Here is a 12,545-nt window from a genome sequence, read left to right as displayed (position 1 = left end):
AAGGCGGCCGGAGCCCCCGTGGACCCGGCCGCCTTGCGCGTGCTGGAACTGCTCGCAGCGGCAGTCACGTAGCCGGTTCGGGCTCGAACTTGTAGCCCAAGCCCCGGACCGTGATGATGTGCTGCGGTTTGCTGGGATCGGTTTCGATCTTGGCGCGCAGCCGCTTGATGTGGACGTCGAGGGTTTTGGTGTCCCCCACGTAGTCGGCCCCCCAGACCCGGTCGATCAGTTGCGGACGGGTCAGCACCCGGCCGGCGTTGCGGAGCAGGACTTCCAGCAGCTCGAACTCTTTGAGAGGAAGCTGCACGTTTTCCCCGCGCACCGTCACCACGTGGCGCTCCACGTCCATGCGGACCGGCCCGGCTTCCAGGACGCTGGGCAGCACCGTGTCGTCCGCGGTGCGGCGGCGCAGCACCGCGCGGATCCGGGCCACCAGCTCCCGCGACGAGAAGGGCTTGGTCACATAGTCGTCTGCACCCAGTTCGAGACCGACGACTTTGTCGATCTCGCTGTCTTTGGCGGTGAGCATGATCACCGGGACGTTAGACTTCTGTCGCAGGGTGCGGCACACCTCGGTACCGGACAGGCCCGGCAGCATCAGGTCGAGAAGGACGAGATCAGCACCGGTACGGTCGAAGATCTCTAGAGCACTCGTTCCAGTCGGGGCAACGGCGACCTCGAAGCCTTCCTTGCGAAGCAGGTACGACAGGGCATCGCTGTAGGATTCCTCGTCTTCAACGACGAGTACACGCGTCACTGTGCTGCCTCCTGATCACTTGTGGCAGTGGAGCCTGGCGGCTCCGGGGTCTCGGACCGGGGGAGACGCAAGGTGAACGTCGACCCCTCGCCCTCTTTGCTCCACACTGTCACTTCCCCGCGATGCAGGGTCATGATGTGTTTCACAATGGCCAGGCCAAGGCCGGTACCTCCGGTGGCCCGACTTCGAGCCGCATCCACTCGGTAGAAGCGCTCGAAAATGCGTTCCAGGTCTTGTGGGGGAATGCCGATTCCTTGGTCAGCGACACTGATCTCCACCGTGGTGTCGGTGGTCCGCACCGTCACCGCGACGCGGGTGTTCGCCGGGCTGTAGGCGACGGCGTTGGCGACCAGGTTGCGCAGCGCGGTGATCAGCAGGCCCTCGTCACCCATGACGGTGACGCCTTCGGCGCCACCGGAGACCAGTTCGATGTTTTTTGTGTCGGCGGCGGTACGCACCGCATCCAGTGACTCTTCCACCACGGTATCCACCGCGACTTCGACGGGTTCGGAGAGGGGTTCGGCTCCCTGGATGCGGGAGAGGGTGATCAAGTCCTGGATGAGGCTGGTCAACCGGTCCGCCTCGTGTTTCATCCGGGAAGCGAAGCGACGCACAGCGTCCGGGTCGTCGCTGGCGTCGTTGATCGTCTCCGCGAGGAGGGAGAGTGCGCCGACCGGGGTTTTGAGTTCGTGGCTGATGTTGGCGACGAAGTCGCGGCGCACCGCTTCCACGCGGCGGCGCTCGGTCTGGTCTTCGGCCAGGACCAGGATCAACCCGGTTGCGCCGAGCGGGGCGACCCGGACCGCAAAAGTGGTGGAGTCAGGGCCGAACCTGCGCACAGACACTTCGATCTCGGTTTCGCGGATCACCCCGTCTCTGCGGACCTGTCGGGCCAGAGCGAGCAGTTCCCCGATGACGAGTTCGTCACCGCTGACGAGCCGGTAGGCCCGGGCCGCAGAACTGGCGCGCAGCACCCGGTCGGTGGAGTCCAGGACGACTGCCGACGAGGGCAGTGCGGCAAGTACTTCGGCGATCCCGGGAGGGAGGCTCGATTGCGGGGCCGGATCGGGGGTATGGCTATGGCTTGACTCGCTGATGCGGAACGCTAGACCGGCCGCGACTCCTGTCACGAGCCCTACAAGTCCCGCGATCGCGGCCAGCAGCTCCCCTTCCACAATTCGATCGTAAGCGGACAGAACGGGCCGCTACCCGGAAGGTGGGCTGGTAGAGCGGAGTTTTTTCAAGAGTTCACCGGGGATTCCTCGGTGATTCACAGACCCCTTGGAACGATTGAGGACATGCGCGACACCTATCACGAGGAGCTGGACGCTCTCTCTGACCGGCTGATCGAGATGACCCGGCTGGCCCGGCACGCGATTGCGCGCGCCACCACCGCACTGCTGGACGCCGACCTCGACGCGGCCCAAGAGGTCATCTCGGGGGATGAAAAACTCAACACCCTCAACGACGAGATCGAAAGCAGCGCCATGGCGCTCATGGCACGGCAGCAGCCCGTGGCGCAGGACCTCCGCACTATTATCACCGCCCTCCACATGTCTGGTGACTTGGAGCGGATGGGGGACCACGCGGTGCACATCGCCAAGATCGCCCGGCGCAGGTACCCCGATTCGGCGATCCCGGCCGAGCTGCGCTCGATCGTCCTGGAGATGGGCCACCAGGCGGAGATGCTGGTGATCAAAGCGGGGGAGGTCGTCGCGAACCGGGACGTGGAGACCGCCCGGGAACTGGACAAGGACGACGACCGCATGGACCGGCTCCGCCGCAAGCTGCTGGAGCGCATCCTGTCGTCGAAGTGGGAGTACGGGGTGGAAGCCACGATGGACGTCACCCTGGCAGGCCGGTTCTACGAGCGTTTCGGGGACCACGCCGTCCACGTTGCCGACAACCTCGTCTACCTGGTGACGGGGGAACGGCCCAAGGACTCCTACGGGGAAGGCTGATCGTGCTGCGCCGACCCTGAAGCGGGGTGATGGGTGTCGGCTGGCGGCAACAGGAGCGGACCGGGGTGGGAAGTACCGCGGCTCCTCCGCGACGGGATGTTTCGGAGCCAGGAGCAGGGGGACCGAGCAGGGCTGGCTCGGGAGATGGGCTGTGCCACCTCGTCCCGCCGCGAGTTGCCGGGATTTTTACTGGTTTTTTGCTACGGGGAGTGGGCGAGTTCGGCCGCGAGAGGGCCGGGCTCGCCCATGTCGTGTGGGGCGGCCGGGGTTCTGCTCCCGAATTGTTCGGGAGGTCCGTGCCTCGCAAGGACTTCTGGACAGGGGATGACGGGATCGTAGGAGGACTATGGCCCTGTCTTGGGCGTACCCATGGCCGACTTGGGGGGTCGCGGGTAGAATGGGGGTTTCCCACCGCTATCAGGAGAAGCGGACTCTGGTGAGTGTCCCGTGAGTTTTTCCGATGCTTCGACAGCTACTCAAGCTTGCTTTGTCAAGCCGGTGATTGCGGCTTTGACCTGCGTATTCATAAATCCGATAGGTGCGTTAAGGGACGAGTTCGTGGTATCCTGGTAGTAGCGGAAGGGGTACTTGTCACATGACTTTCAAGGTCGGCGACACTGTTGTCTACCCCCATCATGGGGCTGCTCGAATCGAGGCTATCGAAACACGGACCATTAAGGGCGAGGAAAAGACTTACCTCGTTCTGAAGGTCGACAAAGGTGATCTTACGGTACGTGTTCCCGCGGACAATGCCGAGGAAGTCGGCGTCCGCGACGTGGTTGGTCAAGAAGGTCTAGATCGGGTTTTCGAGGTGTTGCGCGCGCCGCACACCGAGGAGCCCACGAACTGGTCTCGGCGCTACAAGGCAAACCTCGAAAAGCTGGCCTCCGGCGACGTCAACAAGGTTGCAGAAGTCGTTCGGGACCTCTGGCGGCGTGATAAGGAGCGCGGTCTTTCCGCCGGAGAAAAGCGCATGCTCGCGAAAGCCCGACAGATTCTGGTGAGTGAACTGGCGCTCGCCGAGAAGACGAATGAGGATAAAGCCGAGGCTCTTCTCGACGAGGTTCTCGCCGGTTAACGAACACAAGAAACACAGATGTGATTCGTGAATTGCCGATGGTGGGCGTCGGAACAGACGTTCACCCTTTCCAAACGGGACGTCCGCTTTTCCTCGCCGGTCTCGAATGGCCTGACGAGGTGGGGCTGAGCGGGCATTCCGACGGTGACGTCGCGGCTCATGCCGCCTGCGATGCCCTCTTCTCGGCGTGTGCTCTGGGCGACCTCGGTTCGCAGTTCGGCACCTCCGACCCCCGCTGGCGCGGGGCGTCCGGAGTGGCGCTGCTGACCGAGGCCGCCCAACGTGTTCGTGCGGCCGGTTATGAGATCGGCAATATCGCCATCCAGATCATCGGCAACCGGCCGAAGTTCGCGCCGCGCAGGCACGAGGCAGAGAAAGTGCTCAGCGCCGCGGTAGGCGCGCCCGTGTCCTGTGCTGCGACCACAACCGACGGCCTGGGTTTCACCGGTCGCGGCGAAGGGATTGCGGCGGTCGCTACTGCATTGTGCGTGCGCGTGCGCTGACTCTCTTTTCCACGGCGGTCCGCAGCGCTGGGGCGCTATTTCTTAGCGGCACGACTCCGCCTGTTCCGGAGAAGCAGCGTCATTGCGGTCGATGCCACCAGGCAGAGCAGTGTCATGGGCACGAACGCGGCCTGGAACGACAGGCCGAGGTCGAGCACGATGCCCGCGCCCACCACGCCCAGCATCACCGAGGTGAAGCCGCTCATGTTGACGAGGCCGGAGGCGGCACCGGTGCGCTGCTCTGGCAGCCCGTCCCGGGCGTAGTCGAACGAGATCGACGGGGCCAGCACCGAGGCGAAAGCGCTCACCAGGATCACCCCCGCGATGACTGGCAGCGGCGGCAGCCCGCCCGGCCACAGCACGACACCGAGCCAGACCAGGGTGACGGTCCACGCCAAACCCAGTCCCATCGGCTTGCGGGCGCGCGGGTAGTGCCCGGGGATGCGTCCCAGGAACGGGACGAGGGACATGGGCAGGAGCATCGCCCCGGTCAACAGCACGCCGGTGGTGTGCGAGGAAAGCCCGTAGCCCTCTTCGAGCAGGGGATAGCCCCACAGCACGCCGAGCACGGTGAACGGCACCATGATGACGGCGTGGGCGGCCATGCCGACGCGGGGGCCCCGGTGCGACAGGGCTTCGGCCAGGCTTTCCCGCATCGACAGGAGGGCGTGCGTCTGGGCGCGGCGGCCGTCGGGGCGATCGCGGATCACCAGCAGCACGAGCGCGCCGACGACGAGGTTCACCGCTCCTGCGCTGAGGAAGGAGACTTCCCAGCCGAAGGCGGTCAGCAGGGCGGACAGCGGGGCGGCGCTGACGAGCTGGCCGAGGCCGCCAGCGAGGCCGGTGAGCGCACTGACCAGGCTGTAGTGCCGTCGGGGGAACCACAGGGCGGCGAGCCGGATGGTGTTGAGGAAGACCAGGGAGTCGCCTGCGCCGATGAGGATGCGTCCCGCGATGGCAGTGGGCGCGTCAGGGGCGACGGCGAACAGGACCGTGCCTGCGGCCATGACGCCCAGGCTGATGAGCAGCGAGCGTCGCGGTCCTAGCCGGTCGGCGAGCAGTCCGGAGGGGATCTGGAGCAGGACGTAGATCACCAACTGGACCATCGGTAGCGTGGAGAGCAGGGCCGGACCGATGTCGAAGCGTTCCTGGGCGTGGAGGGCGGCCGCGCTCATCCCGTTGCGATGGAACATGGCGAGGAGGTAGACGGTGGCGGCGGTGCCCCAGACCAGCCAGGCGCGGAGACCGCCGGAAGGCTCGCCTCCTCCCGAATCGATCCCATGATCGGATCTTTCTCTGTTTTTTCGCAGGGGTGGTTCCAGAGTCATCATTCTCCTGTTCGCGCCCAAAACAGCGCTGATCGTACTCCTCCGGTCACCCTCAGCCTCGGTGGAGCTCCCCGAAAACGCGGCCGGTATGCGGAAGAGCGGGATACACGGGTGCGGGACTCAGCGCGGGACAGAAGGCAGGGGAGCCTTGCGGGTCCAGGTGGGTGATCCTGGCTGCTGGCGGGAGCAACGGGTGTGCGGCAGCGCCTGAAAGGTGCAAATCAGGCAATGATTGGGCAAAAAACACACCATGTCATGGTTGCAAGAAGATCACAATGTGACATGGCCTACAGCTCAAAGTAGCTCCAGTGGCGGGGGAGATGCTGCTAGCATCCCGGTTTCGAGGATCACTAAGAGGTAACGGAGAGATCTGTTCCTCGTAAAGAAGGGTGGTCCTCGGGTTGTCCGCCATCTGGAGGCGAGACGACCGGGCGGGCACAGCCAGTGGCCGCTGAAGAGGGGAAGGAGTGCCGCAGCGCAGCGGCGACTACGCCAGCCAGCAGGAGAAACCTTGAGTCATCCACGTCTGAACAATCCGCGGACTTATCGGGCGAAACTTGCGGAATCTGCTCGAATCCGGCGTCTCCCTCGGCACGGGTTTCGCGCCGACCGTTCGGTAGAAGCGCTCTTCGTCGAACTCCGCGAAACCTGGGCCGAACCCTGGTACCAGGCAGGCTCCTCGGACGTGGCCTTCATCTCCACCCGTTGCGGACTCAACGTGTGGTGTTGTGACGGCAAGTTCATCTGGAGCGACAAAAACGGAGCAACGGTCACCCACCCCGCCAACGATCCTTCCGGCGCAGCCGCCCTCCTCAACGCGATGTTCGCCCCCCGACTCTCCACCGCGGCCTAGAACCGCTCCTCCCCCCGAAGACCAAGCCCTCCCTGGCCTGCGGTCCCGCACACTTCGACGCTCAACACCCGCATTCCGCGACGGCCGCGGCAAGACGGTCAAGGGCTGCCCCCGTCGCGCTCGGATGGTTTGCGACAAACGCGAACACCAGGAGACGGCCTTGAGCGGTGTAAATGGTTCCCGCCAGCGAACTGACCCCGTTGAGAGTTCCAGTCTTGGCGCGGACCAGCCCCGCACCTGAGGCCGCATCGCTCTCCGGCGCGTACCGGGCGCTCAGACTTCCCGTGCTGTGCGCGGTCGGCAACCCGGAAAGGACCGGGTAGAGCTCGGGCCGCTCCGGATCAGCGGCCAACACCAGAAGCGTCGCCAACGCCTTGCTAGTGATCCGGGTGTCCACCGACAGGCCGCTGCCGTCACTGACCTGCACACCCGCCACACCCAGCTCGTCCATCACCGCCATCACTGCTCGGGCCGCGCCCGCAAAACTGGGCTCCTCCCCCTGCGCGATCGCCACCTGGCGGGCCAGCGCCTCCGCGACATTGTTGTCACTGTCCATCAGGGTCTTCTCCACCAGCGCGGAAATCGGTGGAGACGACACCCGGGCCAGCAGTTCCGCGCCCGCAGGCGCCTGGGTCGGCTGCGGGGTTTCCAGCACACTGATTCCGGCCTCATCCAGTTTGCGGGCGAACGCTTCCGCCGCCGCCAACGGCGGATCAGCCACCCGCGGACCGTACTTGCTCTCCACGGGGATGTCGATCCGCCCGCACTCGTCGATGACCCGGGCCAACCCGCAGTCCACCATCAGGGCGTGCACCGATGCGGTGCTGCCCTCGTCGATGTAGCCCTGCTTCCAGCCCGGGCCGAGCGGCTCACCCGCATAAGCCGACGTGTCATAGCCCAGCCGCACCGCGGTCACCCCCGCCTCCGACAGGGCCGCCGCGGTCTGCTCGGCGAGCTCTTCGAGACTGGCCAGCCGGGGGTAGCGGTGCGGGTCGGCGTTCTCGGTCAAAGTGGGGTCGCCGCCGCCGACCAGAACGATCTCTTCCGGCGAAGCCCCCTGGACGACGTCCGTGTGGATCTGCGCGTCCGGGCCGAGCACGTGCAGCGCCGCCACCGAGGTGACGACTTTCGTGGTGGAGGCGGGCACCAGTCCTTCGTCGGCATCGCGGGCGTAGAGTTCCTGGTGGGTCTCGGCGTCGATGACATATGCGGAGAGCCCCTCACCGATGCCCGACTGCGACATGGGATCATCAAGCTTATCCGCGAGTCGGGCCGGATCCACGGTCTCGGCATTCGCGGCGTCCGGAAGAGGCACCGCCTCTGCGACCGCGACGGGAACAGGCACGGTCTCGGGTGGGCGCGCGGCGATGACGTCGCGGGCGACCAGGCCGGTGGTCAGCACAAATAGGGTGAGCAAGGCCAAGGTGAGGAGAGCCCAGAGTCGATCGTTCCGCACTCCCGGTACCTGCCTTCCGTCGGCGTCGCGAAAACTTGTGAACTATGGCGACATTAGTCGTCAGGGGAGCCGAGAACAGTATGGAATTCGACGTCACGATCGAAATCCCTAAGGGAGAGCGAAACAAGTACGAGATGGACCATGAGACCGGCCGTATCCGGCTGGATCGCATGCTGTTCACCTCGACCAGTTACCCTGCCGACTACGGTTTCATCGAAGGCACCCTGGGTGACGACGGTGACCCGTTGGACGCCCTCGTGCTGCTCAAGCAGCCCACCTTCCCCGGTTGCATGATCCGATGCCGCGCCATCGGCATGTTCCGCATGCGTGACGAAGCCGGGGGAGACGACAAAGTTCTCTGTGTCCCCGCGACGGACCCCCGCATGGAACATTTGCGTGATATTCATCACGTAAATGAGTTTGAGCGGCTGGAGATCCAGCACTTCTTCACCGTCTACAAGGACCTGGAGCCGGGCAAGTCAGTGGAAGGCGCCATCTGGGTCGGCCGGCACGAAGCGGAACAGGAGATCAAGAACTCCATCAAGCGCGCCGCCGAGAGCGGGCAGCAGCACGGCGCGTACTTCAAACTGGACTGATCCGGAGCCGACGGCGGTGGCGCGGTCGTCGCGACACAAGGCCACCGGTCCTGACAGACGCCTCACCCCACGGTTGGACCACCGGACCGGCAGGCCACGGACACCAGACCCTCCGCACACGTCCAGGCGGGCGATGCCATGCACCGCCGCAGCGGCCAGCGCCACCTTCGTACGGACTTCAGCGATCAGCCCGGACCAGGGAAACCCGGGCGCCGGACCGTGATCGGCAGCGGAATCCCCGTGGACTGCACTGGTTGCCCCGGGCCGCGCGGTTGGCGCGCGCCGTCTGCTTCCGGGGCGACCGTTCCACTCAGCTTCCTGACACGGACCATGCGGGGAGCCCGACGGGAGGGGAACACGGGCTGTCCCGCTACCCGGTGCAGGGCTGCTGGGTAGGCCCCGTTCGCGGGGCGCACCGCACTGGAGGGAGAGCCGAGCGGTGCGCACGGCTTGTCCAGCCACGGGTCTCCTGGCCGGGACACGCGGCACTCCTCCGGCAGGGGAAACCGCCGTGGCGTGCGGTGCCCCTGCCGAGAAAGCCGGTCCGGGCCGCACCGCGGTTCCGCACGGCCGCGCCCGGCGGGCAGACAGACCCGCTAGGGGACGGGGCACGCAGTGAAACGCTGGGCGATACCGGTCACATCCTGGGGGTCGAGGATGGTCGGCTGCGCCAAGAGGTACTCCACCACCTGTCGGGGCCGGGTGATGATCGTGCGGCCCACGTGGAGTACCGGTTCCGGCATGCGTCCGGCAGCCGTGATCACCGGGGTCACTTTGACTCCCGGCCAGTTCTCCGCCAAGTGCAGGGAGCGTTCCAAACGGGCCGCGTGAGCGCTGATCCGCTCCGCGGCACGCCGTGCAGGCAGCGTGCCCAGCATGATCGTGTCGCCGTCCCGGGAGACCACGTGCCGCCACGTCCGGGTCTCCAGCAGGTAGACACCTCCCGCGCCGATCGCCACATGGCGGGACTGGTCACAGGGGACCACGTGGTAACCGTTGCGGTGCAAGGCACGCAGCAGGCGGCCCCTTCCCCACGGGGCGCGCAGGTGAGGGGCGAGAGTGGCGGACAGCAGGTAGCTGAGCGCGACCAGTACCGCGACCAGGGCGCCTGCCCGCCAGCCGAGGAATCCGGCGGCCATCACCCCCGAGGCCACGGCGACGAGGGACCGGATCGCGAAGCGTGTGACCTGGGCGCCTAGGGAATCGGGGACGACCGCCACGGTCCTGAGGTTCTCGGTGTGCGAGTTTCCGCCATATCCCACGTGGTGTCTCACCTCCGGTGTGGATCCCGAAAGCCGAGGGGCGGTCCCGGCGGGTGGAGCGCTCTCGCTGTCCGGCTGCGGTGCCTACGCAACCCCAACATCAGTCTTTTCGGCAAAGCCCAATGTCACCATTAGCCCCTCCAAAAACACAACTTCTCCGTAAACAGGCCGGGTGCGGCGATTCCAGGCCTCAAGGAGACACTTTTCCAGCTCGCCGCCTGTGACTTGACATCGCACCCCAAGGTTGATCTGCTTAACCACATGCGTACGCGCACGGTCATGTTCCACACAGCTCTCGCTCGTCAGGCCCCAGTGGTCTTCCAGCGGGTGGCCAGTGCGCTGTGTCGGGTTCCTTCGTGTTGTTGTTGATCGACTGATCCGCACCGCGGTTGCAGAGCCCTCGTGCGGCGGCTCTCCCGCGTGCGTCTTCTCATGCATCCTCGCGCGAACCGGGCTCCCGTGAGCCATTTCTCTGCCTGATCGCACCCCGCTCGGCATTGCGGGGGCTGACTGAACTTCACGAAGGACCACCGCCCATGTTCTCCGGTATGCCCACTGTTTCCGCTTCGTCCACTACGTCCGTCACGGAACGCAACGAAACGATCACCGTTTCCCCGGAAGGGATCGGGGACATCGTGATGGCCGGCGAAGCTAGCGGCTACGCGCATCTCGCGGCCCGCGCGGTGCCGACCGTGGGCCAGTTGACCACCGCGGCCCGGCGCGCCGCCGCACTCCTCGCCCAGCCCGAGCTGTGGCCGCGGCAGTACGGCCAGTGGCAGCGTCCCCCGCGCCCGGTGCGGCAGCGGGTGCCTGGACGAATGCGGATGAGCGTGGTAGCGCTGGCCCCCAACGGATTCGTCACCCTGCCTGCCGCCCGCCCGACCGCCCCCGTGCACGGTGATGTGCTGCTGGTGGTCCACGGCCGGATGCACGCGGTGATCATCGGAAGCGACGGTCGGCTGCTGGCGGTGCAAGAACTGGTAGCGGGCCGCACCCGAGTGCTCGGCGGAGTAGACGGCCGCCAGCTCGTCAACACCGGCTCCGAACCCGCCGTCGTGGTGCGGGTCACTGCCTGACCTGGGATTCACCGGACGGTCCAGGACTGATGGAGCGCAAGGCGCGATCAACGGCTTCGACTGCGCGGAGCGTGCGCGCAAGGCGGCTGCCCTCCGCGCGGTAGACCTCCCTGACCTGCTCCACCGCGGCCCGGGGCAGGAGACCGACCAGGTCGTCCGGGGCGGCCCGGTACCCTTCCCGGGCCGCGGCCAGTTCCGCCCGCACATAGCGCACCGCCAGCGCGGACAGCGCCGCCGGATACCTGCGCAGCACCCCGTGGATTCGGTAGTCGGCGGGAAGCAGGCCCAGCAGCCACTCCGCCGCGCTCTGCGGAAAATCCTCAGCCCAATAAGGGTGCACCCCCGCGGGCCACTCCTCAGGCAACCGTCGTTCGGCCATGCCGCCAAGCATAACCGTTATTCGAACACCAGTTCGATAGCGCAAGCGTGACAAAAGGCTTCCCCGGCGTACAAGACCCGGCCTCGCAGCGGTCACGCTCCGCAACACCACAGGCGTCCGTGGAGAAAACCCCGAAATACTCGCTGATCCCTAATGAGCGGGGACCCAGTGGGTACGGTGAAAAGGTGACTTTGATCGACTGGGACGTAGCTGTCAACACCGGTGTGCGCCTCGTGCGGCCCGGTCCGAACATCAGTCTCGCTGAGGCCCGGCAAGCAGTGGCCCAACTGCGAGAACTCTCCGTGATCGCACAGACCCATGTGCGTGATTTCACGGGGTTGACCAGTCTCGAACCGGCGGGCCCCGCCACCATCGTCGACCGCCCGGGGTGGATCAGGGCGAACGTCGACGGTTTCCGGGTCGTCCTCGACCCGGTCCTCGAGGCCCTCGGCCCCTCCACGCTCAGCAGCTCCCCGGTGGGCACCATCACCACGGCGGTTGGCTCCCGGGTCACCGGGGCGCAACTGGGCGCGGTCCTCGCCTACCTCGCCGGCCGAGTCCTCGGCCAGTACGAACTGTTCCTGCCGCCCGACCCTGAAGGAAAAGCCCCCACCGGCCGCCTCACCCTCGTAGCGCCCAACATCGTGCAGGCAGAGCAGGAACTCGACGTCGACCCGCACGACTTCCGCCTGTGGGTGTGCCTGCACGAAGAAACCCACCGCACCCAGTTCACCGCCAACCCGTGGCTGCGCGGCTACGTGCAGCAACTCATCACCGACTACCTGCGCGCCTCCCACCTGAGCGCCGGCGACTTCGTGGAACGGCTGCGCGCGGTAGGGGAAGCCGTCGCCGAGGTGATCCGCGGCAACGAAGCCAACCTCATCGACATCTTCCAAACCGAAGAACAGAGTGAGATCCTCGACCGCATCACCGCGGTCATGACCCTGGCTGAAGGCCACGGCGACTACGTGATGGACGCGGTCGGTCCGCAAGTGGTGCCGAGCGTCGCCGAGATCCGGCGCCGCTTCCAGCGTCGCCGCCACGGCGGAAACCGCATCGACAAAGCCATCCGGCAACTGCTCGGCCTCGACCTGAAACTGAAGCAGTACGAGGAAGGCGCGGCCTTCGTGCGCACCGTGGTGGCCCGCGTCGGCATGGCGAACTTCAACCGGGTCTGGGAGTCGCCCGACACCCTGCCCACCCTGGCGGAGATCCGCGACCCGCAGGCATGGATCACCCGCGTCCTCCACCCGCCGCTCCCGCTCACCCCAGGCGAGGAGCCCGAAACCGAGTAAC

Annotated in this window: 13 protein-coding genes; 7 read left to right on the top strand and 6 right to left on the bottom strand. The window is 66.2% G+C overall.

All coding sequences use genetic code 11. The features are described from left to right. Nucleotides 1–64 precede the first annotated feature (64 nt). Together TFU_RS14495 and TFU_RS14490 are read right to left on the bottom strand one after the other, a co-directional pair. Nucleotides 65–757 (bottom strand): response regulator transcription factor, encoded by a 693-nt coding sequence (locus TFU_RS14495; protein ID WP_011293333.1) that lies wholly within the window; start codon nt 755–757, stop codon nt 65–67. Beyond that, entirely contained in the window at nt 754–1,932 is a 1,179-nt protein-coding gene (locus tag TFU_RS14490) for a sensor histidine kinase (RefSeq protein ID WP_016189366.1), read from the bottom strand. Before TFU_RS14490 ends, TFU_RS14495 begins: the two co-directional genes overlap by 4 nt. Before the next feature lie 123 nt (nt 1,933–2,055). On the opposite strand from TFU_RS14490, the gene phoU reads away from it, so the two are divergent. The 3 genes from phoU to ispF all read left to right on the top strand — a co-directional run bounded on the left by phoU (nt 2,056) and on the right by ispF (nt 4,299). Continuing rightward, a complete protein-coding gene (gene phoU / locus TFU_RS14485) occupies nt 2,056–2,718 on the top strand; it encodes a phosphate signaling complex protein PhoU (RefSeq protein ID WP_016189365.1) in 663 nt (220 codons plus the stop codon). Between the two features lie 595 nt (nt 2,719–3,313). Then, nucleotides 3,314–3,796, top strand: a complete 483-nt coding sequence (locus TFU_RS14480) for a CarD family transcriptional regulator (RefSeq protein WP_011293330.1) — start codon at nt 3,314–3,316, stop codon at nt 3,794–3,796. Between the two features lie 38 nt (nt 3,797–3,834). Beyond that, entirely contained in the window at nt 3,835–4,299 is a 465-nt protein-coding gene (gene ispF / locus TFU_RS14475; protein ID WP_011293329.1) for a 2-C-methyl-D-erythritol 2,4-cyclodiphosphate synthase, read from the top strand. A 35-nt stretch (nt 4,300–4,334) separates the two neighbouring features. Here ispF and TFU_RS14470 read toward each other — a convergent pair whose 3' ends face one another. After that, nucleotides 4,335–5,627, bottom strand: coding sequence for an MFS transporter (locus TFU_RS14470; RefSeq protein WP_011293328.1), 1,293 nt, complete (start codon nt 5,625–5,627; stop codon nt 4,335–4,337). A 511-nt stretch (nt 5,628–6,138) separates the two neighbouring features. Here TFU_RS14470 and TFU_RS14465 point away from each other — a divergent pair. Continuing rightward, nucleotides 6,139–6,480: a hypothetical protein gene (locus TFU_RS14465; RefSeq protein ID WP_011293327.1), complete on the top strand. Its 342-nt coding sequence runs from the start codon at nt 6,139–6,141 to the stop codon at nt 6,478–6,480. 61 nt (nt 6,481–6,541) lie between these two features. On the opposite strand, the gene dacB is transcribed toward TFU_RS14465, so the two are convergent. After that, complete coding sequence (gene dacB, locus TFU_RS14460; protein WP_011293326.1) at nt 6,542–7,936, bottom strand: D-alanyl-D-alanine carboxypeptidase/D-alanyl-D-alanine endopeptidase; 1,395 nt, start codon at nt 7,934–7,936, stop codon at nt 6,542–6,544. 80 nt (nt 7,937–8,016) lie between these two features. Here dacB and TFU_RS14455 point away from each other — a divergent pair, with 80 nt between their 5' ends. Beyond that, entirely contained in the window at nt 8,017–8,532 is a 516-nt protein-coding gene (locus TFU_RS14455; RefSeq protein ID WP_011293325.1) for an inorganic diphosphatase, read from the top strand. 596 nt (nt 8,533–9,128) lie between these two features. On the opposite strand, the gene TFU_RS14450 is transcribed toward TFU_RS14455, so the two are convergent. Then, nucleotides 9,129–9,794 (bottom strand): hypothetical protein, encoded by a 666-nt coding sequence (locus TFU_RS14450; RefSeq protein ID WP_011293324.1) that lies wholly within the window; start codon nt 9,792–9,794, stop codon nt 9,129–9,131. A 536-nt stretch (nt 9,795–10,330) separates the two neighbouring features. Here TFU_RS14450 and TFU_RS14445 point away from each other — a divergent pair. After that, complete coding sequence (locus TFU_RS14445; protein WP_011293323.1) at nt 10,331–10,870, top strand: hypothetical protein; 540 nt, start codon at nt 10,331–10,333, stop codon at nt 10,868–10,870. Here TFU_RS14445 and TFU_RS14440 read toward each other — a convergent pair. Then, nucleotides 10,860–11,261: a hypothetical protein gene (locus TFU_RS14440; protein ID WP_016189362.1), complete on the bottom strand. Its 402-nt coding sequence runs from the start codon at nt 11,259–11,261 to the stop codon at nt 10,860–10,862. The genes TFU_RS14445 and TFU_RS14440 overlap by 11 nt on opposite strands. 179 nt (nt 11,262–11,440) lie before the next feature. Between TFU_RS14440 and TFU_RS14435 the strand changes: the two genes are divergently transcribed. Next, nucleotides 11,441–12,544, top strand: coding sequence for a zinc-dependent metalloprotease (locus TFU_RS14435; RefSeq protein ID WP_041428253.1), 1,104 nt, complete (start codon nt 11,441–11,443; stop codon nt 12,542–12,544). Nucleotide 12,545 lies beyond the last annotated feature (1 nt).

Origin of the sequence: Thermobifida fusca YX, assembly GCF_000012405.1 — a bacterium.
GTDB classification, from domain to species: domain Bacteria; phylum Actinomycetota; class Actinomycetes; order Streptosporangiales; family Streptosporangiaceae; genus Thermobifida; species Thermobifida fusca.
The sequence above is the reverse complement of the archived record's forward strand: the minus strand, read 5'-3'. Positions and strand labels throughout refer to the sequence as shown.

Excerpts from the sequence above, each read along its gene's own strand:
- phoU (WP_016189365.1), top strand. The coding sequence starts at position 2,056 with ATGCGCGACACCTATCACGAGGAGCTGGACGCTCTCTCTGACCGGCTG.
- TFU_RS14480 (WP_011293330.1), top strand. The coding sequence starts at position 3,314 with ATGACTTTCAAGGTCGGCGACACTGTTGTCTACCCCCATCATGGGGCT.
- ispF (WP_011293329.1), top strand. The coding sequence starts at position 3,835 with ATGGTGGGCGTCGGAACAGACGTTCACCCTTTCCAAACGGGACGTCCG.
- TFU_RS14470 (WP_011293328.1), bottom strand. The coding sequence starts at position 5,627 with ATGACTCTGGAACCACCCCTGCGAAAAAACAGAGAAAGATCCGATCAT.
- TFU_RS14455 (WP_011293325.1), top strand. The coding sequence starts at position 8,017 with ATGGAATTCGACGTCACGATCGAAATCCCTAAGGGAGAGCGAAACAAG.
- TFU_RS14445 (WP_011293323.1), top strand. The coding sequence starts at position 10,331 with ATGTTCTCCGGTATGCCCACTGTTTCCGCTTCGTCCACTACGTCCGTC.
- TFU_RS14440 (WP_016189362.1), bottom strand. The coding sequence starts at position 11,261 with ATGCTTGGCGGCATGGCCGAACGACGGTTGCCTGAGGAGTGGCCCGCG.